The sequence below is a fragment of the Flammeovirga aprica JL-4 genome, assembly GCF_012844305.1.
Taxonomy (GTDB): Bacteria; Bacteroidota; Bacteroidia; order Cytophagales; family Flammeovirgaceae; genus Flammeovirga; species Flammeovirga aprica.
Genome location: NZ_JABANE010000044.1, coordinates 52,262 through 71,350, shown reverse-complemented (window position 1 = coordinate 71,350; position 19,089 = coordinate 52,262). Strand labels below are relative to the sequence as shown.

18 protein-coding genes are annotated in these 19,089 nt (G+C 35.4%); 10 read left to right on the top strand and 8 right to left on the bottom strand.

Going from position 1 to position 19,089, the window contains the following annotated elements:
- The first annotated feature begins 241 nt into the window (after window positions 1-241).
- Window positions 242-880, top strand: coding sequence for a MarC family protein (locus HHU12_RS16655; protein ID WP_169657879.1), 639 nt, complete (start codon window positions 242-244; stop codon window positions 878-880).
- 99 nt (window positions 881-979) lie between these two features.
- On the opposite strand, the gene HHU12_RS16650 is transcribed toward HHU12_RS16655, so the two are convergent.
- From HHU12_RS16650 to HHU12_RS16635, 4 genes are all read right to left on the bottom strand, one after another.
- Window positions 980-1,552: a glycine zipper domain-containing protein gene (locus tag HHU12_RS16650; protein WP_169657878.1), complete on the bottom strand. Its 573-nt coding sequence runs from the start codon at window positions 1,550-1,552 to the stop codon at window positions 980-982.
- Window positions 1,553-1,830: 278 nt separating this feature from the next.
- The gene (locus HHU12_RS16645) at window positions 1,831-2,073 is read right to left on the bottom strand and encodes a hypothetical protein (protein ID WP_169657877.1); all 243 of its coding nucleotides are present in this window, start codon (window positions 2,071-2,073) and stop codon (window positions 1,831-1,833) included.
- Between the two features lie 196 nt (window positions 2,074-2,269).
- Window positions 2,270-2,923 (bottom strand): DUF1349 domain-containing protein, encoded by a 654-nt coding sequence (locus HHU12_RS16640; RefSeq protein WP_169657876.1) that lies wholly within the window; start codon window positions 2,921-2,923, stop codon window positions 2,270-2,272.
- 182 nt (window positions 2,924-3,105) lie between these two features.
- Window positions 3,106-3,708 carry a hypothetical protein gene (locus tag HHU12_RS16635; protein WP_169657875.1) on the bottom strand — a complete coding sequence of 201 codons (603 nt, stop codon included), beginning with the start codon at window positions 3,706-3,708 and terminating at the stop codon, window positions 3,106-3,108.
- A 231-nt stretch (window positions 3,709-3,939) separates the two neighbouring features.
- Here HHU12_RS16635 and HHU12_RS16630 point away from each other — a divergent pair, with 231 nt between their 5' ends.
- Window positions 3,940-4,308 carry a hypothetical protein gene (locus HHU12_RS16630; protein WP_169657874.1) on the top strand — a complete coding sequence of 123 codons (369 nt, stop codon included), beginning with the start codon at window positions 3,940-3,942 and terminating at the stop codon, window positions 4,306-4,308.
- Between the two features lie 563 nt (window positions 4,309-4,871).
- Window positions 4,872-6,728, top strand: a complete 1,857-nt coding sequence (locus HHU12_RS16625; protein WP_169657873.1) for a PAS domain-containing sensor histidine kinase — start codon at window positions 4,872-4,874, stop codon at window positions 6,726-6,728.
- 121 nt (window positions 6,729-6,849) lie between these two features.
- On the opposite strand, the gene HHU12_RS16620 is transcribed toward HHU12_RS16625, so the two are convergent.
- Entirely contained in the window at window positions 6,850-7,611 is a 762-nt protein-coding gene (locus tag HHU12_RS16620; protein WP_169657872.1) for a hypothetical protein, read from the bottom strand.
- Between the two features lie 408 nt (window positions 7,612-8,019).
- Here HHU12_RS16620 and rpsL point away from each other — a divergent pair, with 408 nt between their 5' ends.
- The 4 genes from rpsL to rpsJ all read left to right on the top strand — a co-directional run bounded on the left by rpsL (window position 8,020) and on the right by rpsJ (window position 11,533).
- Complete coding sequence (rpsL, locus tag HHU12_RS16615) at window positions 8,020-8,394, top strand: 30S ribosomal protein S12 (protein WP_044202330.1); 375 nt, start codon at window positions 8,020-8,022, stop codon at window positions 8,392-8,394.
- Between the two features lie 101 nt (window positions 8,395-8,495).
- On the top strand, window positions 8,496-8,978 hold the full coding sequence (rpsG, locus tag HHU12_RS16610) for a 30S ribosomal protein S7 (RefSeq protein WP_062618625.1): 483 nt from the start codon (window positions 8,496-8,498) through the stop codon (window positions 8,976-8,978).
- A gap of 6 nt (window positions 8,979-8,984) precedes the next feature.
- The gene (gene fusA / locus HHU12_RS16605; protein WP_169657871.1) at window positions 8,985-11,123 is read left to right on the top strand and encodes an elongation factor G; all 2,139 of its coding nucleotides are present in this window, start codon (window positions 8,985-8,987) and stop codon (window positions 11,121-11,123) included.
- A 104-nt stretch (window positions 11,124-11,227) separates the two neighbouring features.
- Window positions 11,228-11,533 carry a 30S ribosomal protein S10 gene (rpsJ, locus tag HHU12_RS16600; RefSeq protein WP_044202335.1) on the top strand — a complete coding sequence of 102 codons (306 nt, stop codon included), beginning with the start codon at window positions 11,228-11,230 and terminating at the stop codon, window positions 11,531-11,533.
- Window positions 11,534-11,632: 99 nt separating this feature from the next.
- On the opposite strand, the gene HHU12_RS16595 is transcribed toward rpsJ, so the two are convergent.
- A complete protein-coding gene (locus HHU12_RS16595; protein ID WP_169657870.1) occupies window positions 11,633-12,592 on the bottom strand; it encodes a FecR domain-containing protein in 960 nt (319 codons plus the stop codon).
- A gap of 327 nt (window positions 12,593-12,919) precedes the next feature.
- Here HHU12_RS16595 and HHU12_RS16590 point away from each other — a divergent pair, with 327 nt between their 5' ends.
- Window positions 12,920-13,372: a hypothetical protein gene (locus HHU12_RS16590; RefSeq protein ID WP_169657869.1), complete on the top strand. Its 453-nt coding sequence runs from the start codon at window positions 12,920-12,922 to the stop codon at window positions 13,370-13,372.
- A gap of 71 nt (window positions 13,373-13,443) precedes the next feature.
- A complete protein-coding gene (locus HHU12_RS16585) occupies window positions 13,444-15,633 on the top strand; it encodes a bifunctional alpha,alpha-trehalose-phosphate synthase (UDP-forming)/trehalose-phosphatase (RefSeq protein WP_169657868.1) in 2,190 nt (729 codons plus the stop codon).
- Between the two features lie 587 nt (window positions 15,634-16,220).
- On the opposite strand, the gene HHU12_RS16580 is transcribed toward HHU12_RS16585, so the two are convergent.
- The gene (locus tag HHU12_RS16580) at window positions 16,221-17,252 is read right to left on the bottom strand and encodes a ferredoxin--NADP reductase (RefSeq protein WP_169657867.1); all 1,032 of its coding nucleotides are present in this window, start codon (window positions 17,250-17,252) and stop codon (window positions 16,221-16,223) included.
- A 249-nt stretch (window positions 17,253-17,501) separates the two neighbouring features.
- Between HHU12_RS16580 and HHU12_RS16575 the strand changes: the two genes are divergently transcribed.
- Complete coding sequence (locus tag HHU12_RS16575; protein WP_169657866.1) at window positions 17,502-18,110, top strand: YceI family protein; 609 nt, start codon at window positions 17,502-17,504, stop codon at window positions 18,108-18,110.
- A gap of 127 nt (window positions 18,111-18,237) precedes the next feature.
- Here HHU12_RS16575 and HHU12_RS16570 read toward each other — a convergent pair whose 3' ends face one another.
- On the bottom strand, window positions 18,238-19,038 hold the full coding sequence (locus tag HHU12_RS16570; RefSeq protein ID WP_169657865.1) for a hypothetical protein: 801 nt from the start codon (window positions 19,036-19,038) through the stop codon (window positions 18,238-18,240).
- Window positions 19,039-19,089 lie beyond the last annotated feature (51 nt).

The window sequence follows — 19,089 nt, the reverse complement described above, 5'->3', positions numbered from 1 at the left end:
ATCTCATGGAAGGAAAGCCAAAAGTTTATTTAAATATGGCTTAGAGAAACTTTCTCAATGCCTACAAAATAAATTTTATGAACAGCTAGAAATGCTGTTCAATCAATTTTTGTCATATACTTAGAATTGAATTACTTAAAGACTTAATCGGCTACAAACGGTTAAGTCTTTATTGTTATGATTCTTCCCCCATTCTCCTTTACTTTGCACCCAACACACATACAACTCCATATAATATAAAATGAACGAAGTTTTTACTTATGCCCTTTTGGCATTCACATCTTTCTTTACGCTGATTAATCCAGTGGGGATTATGCCGGTTTTTATGACCATGACTAATCAGCTATCTAAAGAGGAAAGAAGGAATACTGCACTTAGAGCCTCATTTATTGCCTTCTGTTTCCTTCTGTTTTTTGCACTGACAGGACAGTCACTTTTCAGATTTTTCGGAATCTCTATTGACAGTTTAAGAGTGGTGGGTGGTATGATTTTCTTTTTAGTAGGCTTTGATATGCTTCAAGCACGTTTAGGAAGTGTAAAAGTCACTAAAGACGAAATTCATGAATATGCAAAAGATGTTGCTATTACTCCTTTAGCAATTCCTATTATCTGCGGACCGGGATCGATTGCCAATTCTATTATTTTGATGGATAACGCAAGTGGAGATCCCATGAAAATTGGCGGTTTAATTCTTGCGATCACAGCGGTATTATTAATTACTTGTTTGAGTTTACTTTCTGCAAGTTCTATTATGAAAGTGATTGGTGAGACAGGCAATAAATTAATGCTTCGTTTGATGGGCTTAATTGTAATGGTAATGGCTGTAGAGTTTTTCTTTGCGGGAATTGGACCTTTGATTGAGCGTTTTATTATGAAGTAATCAATTTGTAATTTTTCAAGTCTATTGATTTTATACATAAAAAGAGGCTAATATCAATTTATGATTATTAGCCTCTTTTTTTAAAAAAAATTACTAGTGCTATTGTATCGAATAACCTTTACCCGTCATACACGCTGAAAAAGCCTTCTTAAAATTATCTGAAAGTGCTTTTTGTTGAGCAGCGGCTTCTTGATTATTATGGGCTTGCTCTACAGCATCACCATATTTTTTTGCTCTTCTTCCTCTCAAACCTCCTGCCACCGCACCTATTGCAGCACCTTTACCGGCATCACCGGCAATCGCACCTATTGTGGCACCCGCTGCGGCTCCTCCTGCAGCTCCCACAACCGCAGTACCATCTGCTGAAGTATCCGCTTTTTTAGCTTGAATTTGCGGAGGATTTATCGGGTCGTACCCTGTCTGCAGCATTGCCCATTTGTAGCATTCCAACTCATCTGCATCTTGTTTTGCTTGATCTTGACCTTGAGAGGGAAAAGCAAAAAGCCCCAAACCTTTCGCTATAGACGTTGTAGGTGTTGAAACGGTAGGCTGAGGTGGAGGAGACTGTTGTTTTTCCTTCTCTGCTGTGGATTGATCTATAGTATATGTAGTCTGACAAAATGCTACGATAGCAATCAGTTGAATAAAAAGGATTAATATTATTTTCTTCATGGAATAAATTTTAGCTCGCTTAAGAATTAAAGAGAAGTATCATCAGGATGGATATAAAAGAACCCAAGCTGCTCAAACGCATCTGCTTCATTGTAAAAAGTATAACTCTTTTTGATCTTACCTTTTTCAACCATATATACAGTATTAGCTAGTATTGTTACTATTTGTCCATTCTTGTATTCAATTTTAACTTGAGCCCAATTTGTAACCCATTCTCCCTGATTCTCTCCATCAGGTATATCTACAGATAGTGTTCTTGACTTCTGGTATTCTATACTTTAATAAAGGGTCTTCACGTTTTGCTTCCAATTTGCAACAGCAGATTTCTTCGTCACAGAATCCCCCACGGAGGGGCCTATACCTATATAATCTTCAGAAAGTAAATCCCCCATAACTTCAAATTCTAAATTTTCTACGGAAGAGATATAATCATTGACAAGTTGAATGTTATTTTGAGTACTGCCTTGCTTACAGGAAAAAATAATAAATAAGGCAAAGAGAAATATAAATAGTTTTTTCATAAGTGTTTTGGGTTTTGCTTTTTTACCTCAGTATAACAATGGATTAGTTAAGGATTAATTTAAGTTATAATATTTTTCAATAAAATGTACCATCGATCAATCTAAAATTATCATACTCTAAAAATAAAAAACATGAACCTTCACTATAAATTTACAAGTAGAAAGTTCATGCTTAAAAGATTATGAAAAAACTAGGCTATTCTTTATTTTTCTCCAACCACTCCAATCTTCTCTCATCTGCAAGGTGCTTGATTTTAAACTCCTCAAAAGTAGCTTCAAAACCAGTTCCATCAGGGCTTGCTCCCATCATACCCACCATTACAGGTTTGTGATCTGGAAGGTAAGCTAGATTGCTCATTGTATATTTTTCCCCATCTAAAGAATAGAAAATCTCTACAGCATCTTGTCTTCGAATGGCTTTAATCCAAATTGATTTCGGTTTACCCTCCAAAGCTATATAATTCCATGAACTGTGTTCGTTCGTTACAACAGCACTGAAATTATAATCACCATCTACATATTCAATTCCTGTTTTGATCCAATGTTTCTCATCAATTCTCAGCATCAAACCCATTTGATCAAAACGTGTTTTATAAGCTCCAGTGATTTTCACAGAAACTTCAAACTCTCCACCTCTCAGTTCATATAAAAAAGGTCCATCATCCACTGTAAAGCCATAATGTGTTTTTCTCCAATAATCCGTTTGTGGCGTGACCTGCATCTTCAAAGTACTGCCATCAACACTCCATTTTTCTGGTGCGTTGAACCATTGCATTTTATTTAAATCCTGTCCCATAGTGAGTTGAATCGAGCCCAAGATCAAACCTAGGCCTAGTAATAACTTTTTCATTTTAATGGCATTAATAATTGTTCCCATCAATTTAAGAAAGTAATTTTTTTTAGGACTGAGTTTTAAAAATATTAGGACAAAAAAACAGGTGTACATTGTTGCACACCTATTTATTCTTTATAAATCCATATTAGAGCATGTTTGGAATGTATCTTTTAAAAAGAGATATTTCAAATATGCTATTAGTTAATCAAAGATTGAAACTCTTGACTTCTCTCATTTATTTCCTCTTCTGACAATGACTGCCCTTGAAAACGAGGTGCAATTTGAATCTGCGTATGCCATCCGCCACCTACTTTGTCAGCGTGAATACCATATGTATAAATTGTGATTTGATTCATATTGTCGACTGTTTTATCAAGGTCTTTTTCAAACAACCACTGCTCATCAGAAGCTTTGCTTTCTTTCCATCCTTCAGTAGCGGCAATTGTCGTTTCCAAGTTTTTGAGGTTATTGATCACATCATCTGAGTAACTCGCTCTTAATATGATTTCCACTCTTTCAAGTTTCCCTTCATCATAGATCGGTCTCATAAAAGCGTCCTGATCAAAAAACTTTACAACGTAATCTCCATTTGTCTCGGGTTTTCCATTTAATTCATTGACAATATAACTTTTCACCGCCTCATCGTCCATAGATAAATAAAGTCCTTTATAAATCATCACATGACTTTCCGCTTTTGCTTCAGCAGTGTTTGCAGACTTTTCATCCTCTTCTGGGTTATTAGATGCAAATGAGAACATAGAAACTAGGGCCAACGAGATTAATAATAGCTGTTTTTTCATTTTCGTAATTATTTAAAGTGAATAACTGTTTTACACTGTGTTATATACCTTACGGGAAAATGTCACCTTGTTTTTGGAATAAAATTGATAAATAATAATTTTTGAGTAATTTTAAGACACATTAAAGAACAAACTTTAATGTACTGTTTATTTATTCGTGTGTGACTTCTATGCTCCCCTTTATACACTGGGAATGAGTATAGTAATTTTTAAAAACAATTTTTTACTGAAATGAAAAAGTATTTATTTATCCTTGTAGCACTACTTGTAACATTGACATCTTTTGCACAAGATGGAAAACTCAACAAAAAGCAGAAAAAAGCGAAGCACTTCTCTGAGGCCCTTGCTGAAAAGTATAATCTTGACGAAGCAAAAACCAAAGAGGTTTATGAGCTGAAATTGACTCAGATGAATACATCTGGAAAAATCTCCAAGAAAAAGAAAAATGGAGAAATTACTCCTGAAGAAGCGAAAGCAGAAAACAGAAAGAACAGCAAGAGCACATCAAATGCATTAATGAAAATTTGTGGTGCTACAGATAAAAAAGCTTTTAATGCGGAATTAAAAGCTCTCAACCAAGAATTGAAACAGGTAAAATAAAGTAACCTCCAATTCTCTTAAAAATCCCCTTGTCAAACGCAGTGTTTACAAGGGGATTTTTTATTTATGTAACGTCCTTAAACAAAACCGTTATGAACTAATTTTGTCTTAGCACTTAATGAAGATAAAGTTTTACTATTCAATTATTCCTCAAAAGCAATCTCTTCTTCTTTTTCATTTATGAATGTGAGTAACTAATTTCTATTGATATTCTTTTTTAAAATAAATTGACAACGCTATACAAGAACATGTTTGAAATTTCATTGATTAAAAAGCATCCGTTTAAAAAAATAGTTGGCTGATCTTAACCAGTTAAAAAACCTCTACTATCTTAAACATGCCTTAAATCAAACATTTTCTTACTCTCAGTATGCTTAAGTACAAATTCAAAACTATCTAATACTAATTCTATTTATTGTTTTGCGATTACTTCCTTCAAAAAACTTTTAATAGAGTACTATTAATATGTTTTTTTAGCGTTGTACTCAAAAAAAATAAATTAGAATTAACTATGATTTATTTTTGACTTTGTACTAAAAAATAAACCTATAACTATTGCGATATTGGACTCTCAACTCACTATACTTAAAAACCTCTCCGAAGCCCTGATTATGGTCAATGAGGAGGGTGTAATAGAATTTGCAAATGATGCCATCACTGATGTACTAGGTTACAAGCCAAAAAACCTTATTGGAAGACCAATGTCCATTTTGATGCCTGAAAAAACAATTCATGGACATCAACGGAAATTTGACTCTTTTCTACAAAACCCTAAAAGAAGAAAAATGGGGAATACAGACCCTATTCGAATCAAACATCAAAATGGCAGTGTAATAAATGTCGAAATATCGCTAAGCAGTGTTGAAATAGAAGGAGCAAGAAAAGCAATTGCATTGATTGTTGACATTAACCGTTTCTTTAAATACAAAAATCCGTTGAAGGACAAACTAGAACTTTATTACTCACTGATTGAACACAATACCGATCATTTATTTCAGATAGACAGAGAATATAAAATTCAATATGTCAATCATGTTTCTCCTGGACTTACAAAAGAAGAAGTAATGGGAGCCTATTTAATTGATTTGCTACCTAATGATTACACTAAAGATCTAGTCAAAAATATTCTGACTTCTGTTTTTGAAACAGGGATTGCCAAATCATATAAAGTGGATTTCCCATCCCCTTTAGGCGCCCTTCATTATGACACTACTGTAACCCCTGTGATAAAAAATGGAGAGATTTTCCGTCTCAACTTGATCACCCGAAATGTCACTAATGACTACAACATCAAAAAACAGCTCATTGAAAGAAAAAACTTTATTGAGAAAATAGACCTCAACTCCATCAATGGTATCTATATCTATAATTTCCAAACGGCAACCACAGAATACACCAACTCCAAATACACCGAAATATTTGGTTATTCACGTGAGGAGATCAATAAAATGACCACAGATGATTTTATTTCTCTATTTCATGTTAGTGACAGAGAAAATGTAATCGAGCATCTTAAAAAGGTTCGTCATTCCAAAGAGGGACAATTTTTCACCTTGGAATATAGAATTAAATCTAAAAAAGGAGATTGGGTGTGGTGTTTATCTCGAGACAGTGGATTTGAATATAATGAGGAGGGTAAGGCCACTTCTTTTATAGGTGCATTTGTTGATATTACTCAAACCAAGAAGATTGAACTGGAGTTGCTCCAGAAAAATAAAGAAATTGAAAATTTTGTGTATCACGCCTGTCATGACATCAAGTCTCCTATTAATAGCATTTCACAACTGATAGATTTATCACTTGAGGACAGTAAAAATAAGGAGGAACTTGAAATTGTAGATAAATCAATAAAGCGACTGAGAAATCTTGTAGTCTCATTATTGGACTTCGGTAATGAAAGTATTTTCAAGAAAACGGAATATGTAGCACTTGATGATTTAGTTGATAATGTCCTTGACGATCTTAAAACAGACATTGACGCTTCTTCTAGCCGAATTGAGAGAAAAAACGAACTCCCTGAAATCAATTGCTATAAATTAGGAATGTATCAAGTATTTCTAAATTTGATCTCTAACGCTATAAAATTCAGAAATAGAATCACCACTCCTGTCATTACCATTAAGGCACAATCTCAAGTGCAACATTGGAAGTTTACTGTAACTGACAATGGTATTGGTATTAAAAACGATAAAAAGGATGCTATTTTTGATGCCTTTACTCGTCTGCACTCAGAATATGACGGTAATGGTTTAGGACTTGCCAACTGCAAGAAAGTGATAAGCAGACATGGCGGAGACATTTGGGTGGAGAATAATAAAGAAGGAGGAAGTACTTTTATTTTTACAATATCAAAAGATCTTGATAAGCTTTCTGATCAATTAGAAATCAAGAATACACAAGCTGAAGAACATACATTATAGCTGAAGTAAGTACAAAAAAAGGAATGAAAATTAATCGCTTTTCATTCCTTTTTTCTATTTAAGTTCTAAAGAACTCTATCATAAAAACGAGAATTTTACATCCCCTTTTTTCTGCAACTTATCAACTCTCAGGGAAAGTGTGTTTCTTTTCATACTCAGAATAATAGAATTTTGTATTTCTAAATATGCTGAAGTTCAGAGAGACATAAAATACATTTCCTGACAACTGATTATAATTCATTGTTGTACCCACCATTTTAGACTGTCCTTCACCCCATGATGAGTTGAAGTAGTTATTAAGGTAGTACTTCATTTTCAAGTTTGTTCCATAAGGAAACTGAATTCCAAACATCAAACTATGTTGCAGATTTACACGGTCTGTAAACCAAACAGAAAACTTATCTTGCTTTCTTTCAGATACAAAAGTTTTTTCTTTGTATTGAAATGGTGCTTCAAATTCATATCCAGCATAAAAAAACATACCATGGAGATTGCCAAACTTAATCCCCACTGGAATACCCAAATTATAAGTTCTCACTTTTTTACGAACTGGGCCATCCACTTTTGTTTTATCAATATAAGCATCAGGCACATCAAAAATCATCCCTACGTTTCTGATCCCCAAACCTGTGAATAATCCGAAGTGAGGGCTAAAATCAATATTTACTAAAGACTGCCAATTGAAAACAGGTGCAAAACGAACCACACCACTATTTAATTCCTGACCATCTATTTTAAGGCCGGTATTTCCAGAAAGAATAATCTCTAACCCTCCTGTAACATACACATCCGCTTTTTTTCTCTTCTCACTTTGAGCAAAAGTTATAGCACTACTGATTAAGAAGATAGAAGTAAAAAATATGAACTTGCGTAAATTGAGCATAAAAATTTTGAAGTAATGTTGACACTAACCGTATGTTTAAAACTCCTCATTTTCTTGGTTTAATATATTCTAAACATACGCTTACAAATGTGTGAAAATTAAGATTATTTTCACACTAAAAGTAAAGTTAGGATAAATAATAGGATTCCATACCATAACTGACCACAAAAAAATGAATAGTTAATGAACTATTATTCAAGCATCAAATTTCTATTAATTCTTTCCACAATAGACGTTTAGCTTTTATTAACACCATTATTAATCAATGATAACACTCTCATAACAAATTGTTTATAATAAGATGTGGATTTCACGTAAATAATTGATACCTTTGCCCACTGTAAAATTTTTGCATTCGAGAATTAATAGTATCGAACGTTAGACGCATTTAAATTAAAATTTAAGTAAATGCCTACTATTCAACAACTTGTTAGAAAAGGAAGAAAGAAGATTGTTTTAAAATCTAAATCTCCTGCATTAGATTCATGCCCTCAACGTAGAGGAGTATGTACAAGAGTTTATACTACTACGCCTAAGAAGCCTAACTCGGCGATGCGTAAAGTAGCAAGGGTTCGTTTGACTAACGGTAAGGAAGTCAATGCTTATATCCCAGGTGAAGGACACAACTTGCAAGAGCACTCAATCGTTTTGATTCGTGGTGGTCGTATTAAAGATCTTCCTGGTGTGAGATATCACATCGTTCGTGGAGCACTTGATACTGCTGGTGTTGAAGGACGTGGTCAACGTCGTTCTAAGTATGGTACTAAGAAACCTAAGAAGTAATAGATACCTACTTACTTAAAAAATTAATTAAAGTCCAAGTCCTGAAGCAAAGACAATTTTGTCAGTAAGGGCATCTCTTAAATTATTTATTCTTTAGAGAAATGAGAAAGGCAAAACCTAAAAAGCGCTACGTATTACCAGATCCTAAATTTGGTGATACTATGGTAACAAAATTCGTTAACAACTTAATGGTTGACGGAAAGAAAAGTATTGCATACAGCATTTTCTACAACGCGTTAGAAATCGTTGAGCAAAAACTTTCAAAAGAAGGCGAAACTGTTGACGCATTAGACGTATGGAAGAAAGGTCTTTCTAACGTAATGCCTGCAGTGGAAGTTAAAGCTCGCCGTGTAGGTGGTGCTACTTTCCAAGTGCCAGTAGAAGTACGTCCAGATCGTAAGCAATCTTTAGGCATGAAGTGGATGATCACTATGTCAAGAAAGCGTAACGAGCGTACTATGAAAGAACGTTTAGCTGCCGAAATCATTGCTGCTTCTCGTGGAGAGGGTGCTGCAGTGAAGAAAAAAGATGATACTCATCGTATGGCAGAAGCAAATAAAGCATTTTCACACTTTAGATTCTAATAATCCGTGGCTAAGAAGATCCATCTTTCGCACCAAAGGAACATCGGTATCATGGCTCACATTGATGCTGGTAAAACTACGACTACAGAGCGTATCCTTTATTACACAGGTAAATCTCACAAAATTGGTGAGGTACACGACGGAGCTGCTACTATGGACTGGATGGAGCAAGAGCAAGAGCGTGGTATCACTATTACGTCTGCTGCTACAACCACTACATGGAACTACCCTACTGAACAGGGTAAGGCTACTCCAGCTTCAGAAGAGTACAAAGTAAACATCATTGACACTCCTGGTCACGTTGACTTCACAGTAGAAGTAGCGCGTTCACTTCGTGTACTTGATGGTGCTGTAGCACTTTTCTGTGCCGTATCTGGTGTAGAACCTCAATCTGAAACTGTATGGCGTCAAGCTGATGACTACAAGGTACCTCGTATCTGTTTCATCAACAAAATGGACCGTGCTGGTGCAGATTTCTTGAAAGCAGTGAAAACAATTGAAGAGAAATTGGGTGCAACTCCAGTTCCTTTACAATTACCAATCGGTGCTGAAGAAGGTTTCAGAGGTGTTGTTGACTTGATTACAAACGAAGCTATCGTTTGGAATGAGGCTGACCAAGGATTTACTTACGAAGTAATCGACATCCCTGCTGACATGGTTGACGAAGTTGCTGAGTGGAGAGAAAACCTTATCGAGGCGGTTTCTACTCACAATGAGGAGTTGATGGAGAAATTCTTCGAAGACCCAGATTCAATTACTGCTGATGAAGTTCGTGCTGCAGTTCGTAAGGCTGTTATGAACATGGAATTCTCTCCAGTAATGTGTGGTTCTGCATTTAAAAACAAAGGTGTTCAAGCACTTCTTGACGCTGTTTGTTCTTACTTACCATCTCCACTTGATTTACCAGATACTTTGGGTACTAACCCTGAAACTGGTGAGCAGGAGACTCGTAAGGCAGATGCTTCAGATAAATTCTCAGCGTTAGCATTTAAGATCGCTACTGACCCATTCGTAGGTCGTTTATGTTTCTTAAGAGCTTACTCTGGTACTTTAGAAGCTGGTTCGTATGTATTGAACATGCGTACTGGTAAAAAAGAGCGTATCTCTCGTTTGATGCAAATGCACTCGAACAAGCAGAATCCAATCCCTCAAGTTGAGGCAGGTGATATCTGTGCGGGTGTAGGTTTCAAAGACATCAAAACTGGTGATACTCTTGTTGAGCTTGGTGCTCCAATCGTATTAGAAGAGATGGTATTCCCTGAGCCGGTAATCGGTATTGCTATTGAGCCTAAAACAAAAGGTGACGTAGATAAATTAGGTATGGCTATCGCTAAACTAGTAGAAGAGGATCCAACGCTTACAGTTGAAACTGACCACGAAACTGGTCAAACTATCTTAAGAGGTATGGGTGAGCTTCACTTAGAGATCATCATCGACCGTCTTAAGAGAGAATTCAACGTTGAAATCAACGAAGGTGCTCCTCAAGTTGCTTACCGTGAGGCTATCAAAGGTTCTACTGAACACAGAGAGACTTACAAGAAGCAAACAGGTGGTAAAGGTAAATTCGCCGATATCCAATTCGAACTTGGTCCAGCTGAGCCAGATGAGGATGGTGTTGTTAAGCCAGGTCTTCAGTTTGTTGACGAAATCAAAGGTGGTGTAATTCCAAAAGAATTTATCCCAGCTGTACAAAAAGGTTTCGAAGCAGCTATGGGCAGCGGTGCTTTAGCAGGTTACCCAATCGACGCAATGCGCGTTCGTTTATTCTACGGTTCTTATCATGATGTCGATTCAGATGCTTTATCATTCGAATTAGCAGCTAAATTAGGTTTCAAAGCGGCTTCAAAATCTTGTCAGCCAATCATCCTTGAACCTATCATGGACGTTTCTGTAGTTACTCCAGACGAATACACTGGTGCGGTAATCGGTGATATCAACAAGCGTCGTGGTCTTCCGAAAGGACAAGAGATCTCAAACGGTGCAGTTGTAATCAAAGCTGATGTACCTTTATCAGAGTTGTTCGGTTACGTAACTGACCTTCGTACTATTACTTCAGGTCGTGCATCGGCTTCATTAACTTTCTCTGAGTACAAAGAAGTACCAAGAAACGTTGCTGAAGACGTAATTGCTGAAGCTAAGAAGTAATTATAAATTGTCAATAATCATAAACTTCTGAATCTACAACGGTAGATTCAGAGTTTATGAAATATATAATCCGCTAGTGGACGGCTAGCATCATAACAAAAGATATGACACAAAAAATCAGAATCAAGCTTAAGTCATACGATCACAACTTAGTAGACAAGTCTGCTGGTAAAATCGTTGAAGCTGTAAAGAAAACAGACGCTGTAGTTGCAGGTCCTGTACCTCTTCCAACAAAGAAAGAAAAATTCACTGTTCTTCGTTCACCACACGTTAACAAGAAATCACGTGAGCAATTCCAACTTTGTACTTACAAGCGTTTGATCGACATCTTCTCGTCTTCTCCAAAGACAGTTGATGCTTTGATGAAGCTTGACCTACCTTCAGGTGTTGACGTAGAGATCAAAGTCTAAGTTCAATAACTGATCATACAAATAACCCCCATGCACTTTTTGTACATGGGGGTTGTTTTTTATCAATAAAATGAAGTCTGATTCAACTCTTCTGCTACTTTACTCTTTTTCTCGAAGTAAAATTTTCTCTCCCTCTAACATAAATTCTAAAGAAACCTGAGAACAGATCTCTGTCAATGCACTTTCTATACTACTACTCTGAAAATCTCCCGTGAAAATTAAATCCAAAGTATGTAATTCATGCTCAATTACAACTCCAAACTGCTTTTCCAAGTCCTCTATCACCATCACAATTGGAGCTTCAAAGTAGGAGAAATTACCTTCCACCCATTTAGTATGCAAAAGACCCCTTTGGATAGGTGCAGATAGATCAGTAGAGAAAGTCTCCAACATCATACCGCTCTCAAGTGACATTAATTTCTTGTCTGCACTATGTTCTTCAATATATAAAATAGGCGATTCCCCTAAGTTTGTCAGTTGAAAAATGTGTTGGTCATCTCTTAAGTCAAACTGACTTCCATCGTGAGCAAAAACCACCGTTCTATCTGTTTTCACCTCGAAAGTACGGTTTTCACCTCCATCATCATTCACATAAAACTGTGCATGACCATCAAGGTAGATTTGCCTGTCAAAACCCGCTTTTAAAAACTGTACAGAAGATCCTTTTTTAAGCATGGCTACCGATCCATCAGGAAAAGTATATTCCAACGTTCCATCATTAGAAGCCACTTGCTCTATATCATTGGAAAAGAACCATAAAGTATAAATCCCAACCAATACACCCACTACAGCAGCAACTCTTGTCATGGTTTTTGAGCTCAAAAGCTTTTCAAAAACATTTGGATTATGTTCCACTTCAAAGGTATTCTGACGGATATTCTTCTGAACTTTCTCCCATGCTTCACTATGAGACATTTTTGATTCTGGGAGAGTTAGTTCATCGGTATAGTCTGAAATTTTTTTCAATAGCTTCTCGTCTTCATCTGATGATGAAAGGGACGCATTTTTCCCATCCTTAAAAGCATCGTTACCTTTGTTTATGAAATCATTTTCTGACATAATAAAAATCAAGAGTAGTTAAAATCGTAGTTAATCTATTTGTTAACATCTATTTACTTATACAAGTATAAATAAAAATACCCTACCTCAAACCCCTACATTATTAAATAGTTGATGCAAAATAGGTTATTTATCCTTATTAAACAGCAGAGTTATTGTAGCCTAGTAGTTTTAGGTACTTATGCAAAATAAAAGAGCCTATTGAAAATTCAATTCTTGAGAGAACTTTTAGCTTACTACTTATACACTTTAAAATTAATAATTGTAAATTGTAGAGTTGCATTTTTTAATGTAAATAGGTATTAATACCAACAAAATTTTTTGTATATGAATGATGTATGGTTCCAACTGATTCATAATGTCCAACAATATCTTTGGTGGTGGATTAGTGGACTTTCACTTTTTACCATTTTACTGTGGGTATATATTTATTTCCCATTCGAAAAAAAGAAACCAATCAGCGATAGTGAATTAGATGATCTATTTAAAGAACTAAAGCACTCCAAAGACAGCGTATTAAATGTGCTGGAAAATTATCAGGATATTTTAGACGCTAAGGAGAAAGAGCTCAAGGATTATGATGCTAAGATTGAAGACAGGGAAAATCACCTACTTCTGATCTCAGACCTGCCCGAAGAAATTGAGCTTGAAATAAAACTGAAAGAAAGAAAACATAATCAGAAAATGCTCCTTCTGGGATCTGCCATTGGAATAGTTCTCGGAGGTATAGGAGTCTGGATTTTCCTTAATTGGGAACGTGTGTTTCAATTTATATTATAAATACCTCATCAAATAAGTCTCTTAATTTTGTCCAGGTATCTCATCACCAAATTAGTTAACTAACAAATAACATGTCTAAGAAAACAATTATTGTCTCTAATCGACTTCCCGTTACTGTTAATAAAAACGCAGAAGACGGTTCGCTTAGCTTTCACCCAAGTTCAGGAGGATTAGCAACAGGTTTAAGCACAACTTACAAGCAAGGGGGCAACTTATGGATTGGATGGCCTGGTACGTACGGCCATGATGATCAGGAAAAAGTACACATAGAAAAAGAGCTGAAGAAAGACAATATGGCTCCTGTGTATTTGACTAAAGAAGATGTCAATAAATTTTATGAGGGTTATAGTAACAAAACTTTATGGCCTCTTTTCCATTATTTCACAGAATATGCCACTTACGAAAAAGAATTGTGGGACTCTTATATTCATGTGAATGAACTTTTCTTACAAGCCATTTTAGAGCATGCTGAGCCTGAAGATACTATTTGGGTACACGATTATCAGCTGTTATTATTACCTGGTATGCTTAGAGAGGCATTGCCGGATGCTACAATTGGCTTCTTTAATCATATCCCTTTTCCTTCTTATGAGATTTTCCGTTTACTCCCTTGGAGAGAGGAAACTTTAGAAGGTGTACTAGGTGCAGATTTGATTGGATTCCATACTTATGACGATATGCGACACTTTTTAAGTTCGGTGAACCGTCTATTAGGTTATGACAGTTCATTGGGTCTTGTAAAAGTGAAAAATAGATTAGTTTCTGTAGATGCGTTCCCAATGGGTATTGACTACGATAAGTTTGAACAAGCGGCAGATTCTAGTAAAACAAAACAAAAAGTTATCGCTTACGGTGACTTATTAAGTAAGAATAAATCCATCCTTTCGATTGACAGACTGGATTACAGTAAAGGAATCAAACACCGTCTATTGGGTTTTGATAAATTCTTGTCAAAATATCCTGAATACCAAGGTGAGGTTTCTTTGATTTTACTGGTAGTTCCATCAAGAGACAAAGTAGATCAGTATCAACATCTAAAAGAAGAAATTGATACATTGGTTGGTAAAATTAATGGTAAATATAGCCGTATGAATTGGTCTCCGATTCATTATTTCTATAGATCATTTAGTTTTGATGGATTATCAGCACTTTATAAAGCTTCTGATGTTGGGCTTGTAACACCACTTCGTGATGGTATGAACTTAGTTTGTAAGGAGTACGTTGCAAGTAAAACGGATCAGCAGGGTGTACTTATCCTTAGTGAAATGGCTGGAGCGGCCAAAGAACTTTCAGAAGCAATATTGATCAACCCTAATGATGAAAATCAGATTGTTGAAGCGTTGCACAATGCACTCACTATGCCTGAGGAAGAACAGCGCAGCAGAATGAAAGAGATGCAGAAGAAAGTAAGACGTTACAATGTGCATCGTTGGGTAGAGATCTTTATGAATCAGCTCGACAATATTAAAGAAAAACAAATGGCGATGAATTCTCGCCTATTGCCTAAAAAATCTCAAGAAAGAATGCTTGAAAAATATGAAGCAGCATCTAAACGTATCATTTTCCTTGATTATGACGGTACGCTAAAAGGTTTTGCTGCAGACCCACAATCAGTATCTCCAGATCAGGAATTAAAAGAAATTATGGCCAGTATCACTGCTGATCCTAAAAACAGAGTAGTGATTATCAGTGGCAGAGACAAAGAAACACTAGAGGCTTGGTTTGCCGACTTTAAAGTAGATATCATCGCTGAACATGGTATTTGGTTGAGAAGAGGTGATCAGGACTTCGAAATGATTGACAATTTAAATTCTGATTGGAAATCAAAAATCAGCAGAATGCTAGACCGCTATGTTGATAGAACTCCAGGTTCTTTTGTAGAAGAAAAAGCTTTCTCTATTGCATGGCATTACCGTAAGGCAGATGCTGACTTTGGTGATTTAAGAGCAAATGAGCTTGTTGGCAACTTAAATTACTTGGTTTCTAACATGAACCTTCAAGTAATGCACGGAAATAAAGTAGTGGAAGTGAAAAGTCAGGATGTCAATAAAGGAAAAGCGGCGGTTAAATTCCTTGCAGACGACAAGTACGATTTCGTTTTCGCTGCAGGTGATGATGTAACGGATGAAGATACATTCCTAGCAATGCCTAAAAAGTCTTATACTATTAAGGTGGGAATTGGTGCTTCGGCGGCAAGATATAATCTTAAAACTGTGGCTGATGTAAGACAGTTACTGACCACTTTCGGGAATATCAAATAAGCAGTTGAACATTTAAAATTGTAAAACTGTTTAAGTCCTGAAAATAAGGCAAAAAGAAAAGGCTAGTATAATAATGTACTAGCCTTTATTTTTTTGTACTTTCCTAAGAATTCATCTTTTCTTTATGGATGCGATTATGAGTTCCTAAAAAAAGGAAAAATACGTTAATAAAACACGCAAAACATAACCTTAAACGTGCAAGCCCGTTAAGCTATTATGTAAGTAAATAATAAATGTCAGATGAATAGAAGAAGAAAGGAAAGAGGAGTTGTATTTACTTGCTTTATTATACAGTCGATTAATTAATGTCAGAGGAATAGACTGAAAAGAGACTGTTTACAAATAGATACGAAAAAATATTTTACTAAAAATTTCTATTAATCAAAAAAGTCGATAGTAATTGATAGTCGAATATTCAAAAAATAAGTTTAGCGAAATGAACAGATTGAAGAGGAGTTGAAGTAACCCTTTACCTTATAGGTAAAGGGTTCTTTTTTTCTTCAATCTTGATGACTCAAAGTAACGACTAAAATTTCAATATTCCAAGATTCATTAACAAAAAAAGTAAATGAAAATCAATATTGGCATTATTCATACGTGATTTTAACATTTACCCCCACAGGATGACTAATGCATGTTAAAATATCACCACTATTTTTCTCTGCTTCTGATAAAACTGAAGTTTCCCCCATTTCTACCTTGCCTGAAGTACATTTAGCACGGCAAGCCGTACATACACCATTTTGACAAGAATAAGGAACGTCTAAACCTTCTTCCAAAGCCGCTTCCAAAATAGTTTGGTTAGCCGCCACAAAAACACTGTGTTCTTCACCGTCTACAGTCAGCAAGATATTTTCAGACGAAACATCATCACTATGATCACTTCCTGATACTGGTGTGAAACTTTCTTTATAAATTTTTGAAGCTGGAATTTTATTTCTCTTCAATGCACTTGTTACTGCATCCATCATACCGTCAGGACCACATAAATAATGCTCTGAATTGGCCAATGATAATCGGTTCATAATATTAATAGCCACTACATCGTCAATTCTGCCTGAAAAACCGCCCCACTGTGTGGAAGGTCGGCTCAACACATGCACTACTTCTAATCTATCCTGAAACTTCTCTTTTAGTTCTTCGAGTGATTTTTTGAAAATAATAGACTCTTCATTTCTATTACCGAACACTAGCGTGACTTTTGATTTAGGTTCAAAAAACAAACAACTTTTCAACATAGAGAAAAGTGGTGTTATGCCTGAACCTGCTCCCCAAAGTACCACATGTCGTTCTGTTTCCTTGCTGGGTTCATAAACAAACTGTCCCATTGGTTCCACCACTTCCAGCATATCTCCCATTTTAATGCTATTATTAAGGTGATTGGAAACTTTTCCATCAGGAATTCTTTTGACCGTAATATCAATAGTAGCGTCAAGGTGTGGAGCAGAAGACATAGAATAAGATCTTCTCAGTTTTTGTCCTTGTACTTCTGATATCACAGTTAGAAACTGTCCTGATTGATATTGGACTTTCTTAAAGAGTGGTTGTTTTAATTTTATAGTGACTGTATCAGAAGTTTCTTGAACTACTTCTTTTACTTTGAGTGTAATTTGATTCATTGTATAAATTTTTATTGCTCCTTACAATAGTGCATTTTCTGCTAAGTATATAGACTTGAGTATCCGTATACTTAATTTAAAATATAATAATTATAAAAGTAAGGCATTTTTAAATTGTATTAAGAAGTTCATGTTTAAGTCTTCCTATTTTTCTATTATTTTTATTTTTAACTACGAAACATGAGTATTTGTTCTCAAACAATTCATGTATTATAATTGACAGATATCCACCTGATTTTAAAACTTGCAATGCGACACTTACTTCATTTACTAATACTTTCACTTATATCATTAACTGCTTTCGGACAAAAAGCCGATTACATTCCAACAGAATATATCCTAGAAGTAGTTCCAGATTCGAGTATGCATATTGATGGTAAAACCAACATCAATACTTTTGACTGTATTTTTAAAAACAGCATAAAGAGCAACTTGACGTTAACGCAAAATATTTTTAATGAGCTCACCGAAGTACAGCATTCCGGTCTGGAATTTTGTGTGACTTGTTTTGACTGTGGCATTGCCTTGATGAACAAAGAATTTACGGAGCTATTATATGCGGAACAATACCCTATTATAGTGATGAAACTGCTCTCTATGTATATTTACCAAGGAGAAGACAAAACCATCAAAGGAAAAGGAAAAGTGAGTATGATTATCGCTGGTGTGGAAAGAATTGAGGACATTACCTACTCTGTACCTCATTCTGAAGGTAAAAACTTTCAGATTATAGGAACAAAACAAATCAATATACTTGACTACGGGATTACTCCTCCCAAAAAAATGATGGGAATGGTCAAAGTAGATCAGCATATTGATGTGAATTTCAACTTCAAGTTTATAGTGGATGACCACTAATTTTAGTTAAGAGTTAAGAGTGAAGAATTAAGAAAAATAGTTCGTAAAGTGGTTTTTATGATGGTTTTTGAACCATAACACAGGCCACATTCTACCCCACTTCTTCACTTTAAAAAACTCCATTTCCTTAATAAGTTTCCATGGTTTTGGAGGTAAGCTCGGCATGTTGGTTACCTTTTTTATAGATGTACCTATAGCCGTAATCTCCCTTACCGAAAAATACCACCACGGCTTCTACTTTTTCTTCCTTCTCAACATCATGATCTGATTTCAGTTTTTTGATATTAGAGTAATTCAGATCTTCCTCAAAAGAGATTTTAGTGTGAAACATAAAGGCTTTTCTTTTGGCAAAGTTTACATATTTACCGCTGTATACTTCTTTTGAACGCTCATAAAAACCTTGACCGAATTCGGCAAAATCTCCTGCTCCACTCCAATCAATCGCTTTATCTATATCATAAACATCAAAGTAGCTTTGGTGCGTCTTATATCTTTTCAACAGCCCTTTATGCTTTAGTTTTTCTTCAAAATCAATTTCATCCACATCAAACGTTTCAATGGCTTTAAAACGCACTCTGAATTCCTGATAATCGATGACAATCAATTTATTTTCTTCAACTTCCTCCGGTATTTCTTCTATGACTGTCTCTTCCACTTCTTCCACCAATTCTAGTTTTTCATCTGTTATTTCCAATTCTACAGATTTTTCTTCCAGTCCTTTCACTTCAATTTTCGGCGTTTCCAGTCTTGGACTTTCATTCATTGGTTCATCAATCACTTCTTCCTCTACTTCCTCTTCATCATCGTCATCAAAAAAGTCGAAATCAAAATCAAAAAATGTATCATCGGTTTCTGTTTCAGTATCTTCTTTTTCTGAACAAGAAAAACACAATAAACTCAAAATCAGGAATAGGTATAGCTTTTTCATTGGTGTAATCTTCTTTATATTAGTGGCGTATAAATCTCGAAACTAACTCAC

What these genes read in the sequence shown, in the direction of transcription:
- HHU12_RS16570 (WP_169657865.1), bottom strand. Translation starts at nt 19,038, where the DNA reads ATGAAAAAGCTATACCTATTCCTGATTTTGAGTTTATTGTGTTTTTCT.
- HHU12_RS16635 (WP_169657875.1), bottom strand. Translation starts at nt 3,708, where the DNA reads ATGAAAAAACAGCTATTATTAATCTCGTTGGCCCTAGTTTCTATGTTC.
- rpsJ (WP_044202335.1), top strand. Translation starts at nt 11,228, where the DNA reads ATGACACAAAAAATCAGAATCAAGCTTAAGTCATACGATCACAACTTA.
- HHU12_RS16645 (WP_169657877.1), bottom strand. Translation starts at nt 2,073, where the DNA reads ATGAAAAAACTATTTATATTTCTCTTTGCCTTATTTATTATTTTTTCC.
- HHU12_RS16640 (WP_169657876.1), bottom strand. Translation starts at nt 2,923, where the DNA reads ATGAAAAAGTTATTACTAGGCCTAGGTTTGATCTTGGGCTCGATTCAA.
- HHU12_RS16595 (WP_169657870.1), bottom strand. Translation starts at nt 12,592, where the DNA reads ATGTCAGAAAATGATTTCATAAACAAAGGTAACGATGCTTTTAAGGAT.
- HHU12_RS16575 (WP_169657866.1), top strand. Translation starts at nt 17,502, where the DNA reads ATGCGACACTTACTTCATTTACTAATACTTTCACTTATATCATTAACT.
- rpsG (WP_062618625.1), top strand. Translation starts at nt 8,496, where the DNA reads ATGAGAAAGGCAAAACCTAAAAAGCGCTACGTATTACCAGATCCTAAA.
- HHU12_RS16655 (WP_169657879.1), top strand. Translation starts at nt 242, where the DNA reads ATGAACGAAGTTTTTACTTATGCCCTTTTGGCATTCACATCTTTCTTT.
- rpsL (WP_044202330.1), top strand. Translation starts at nt 8,020, where the DNA reads ATGCCTACTATTCAACAACTTGTTAGAAAAGGAAGAAAGAAGATTGTT.
- HHU12_RS16650 (WP_169657878.1), bottom strand. Translation starts at nt 1,552, where the DNA reads ATGAAGAAAATAATATTAATCCTTTTTATTCAACTGATTGCTATCGTA.
- HHU12_RS16630 (WP_169657874.1), top strand. Translation starts at nt 3,940, where the DNA reads ATGAAAAAGTATTTATTTATCCTTGTAGCACTACTTGTAACATTGACA.
- HHU12_RS16585 (WP_169657868.1), top strand. Translation starts at nt 13,444, where the DNA reads ATGTCTAAGAAAACAATTATTGTCTCTAATCGACTTCCCGTTACTGTT.
- HHU12_RS16590 (WP_169657869.1), top strand. Translation starts at nt 12,920, where the DNA reads ATGAATGATGTATGGTTCCAACTGATTCATAATGTCCAACAATATCTT.
- HHU12_RS16580 (WP_169657867.1), bottom strand. Translation starts at nt 17,252, where the DNA reads ATGAATCAAATTACACTCAAAGTAAAAGAAGTAGTTCAAGAAACTTCT.
- HHU12_RS16620 (WP_169657872.1), bottom strand. Translation starts at nt 7,611, where the DNA reads ATGCTCAATTTACGCAAGTTCATATTTTTTACTTCTATCTTCTTAATC.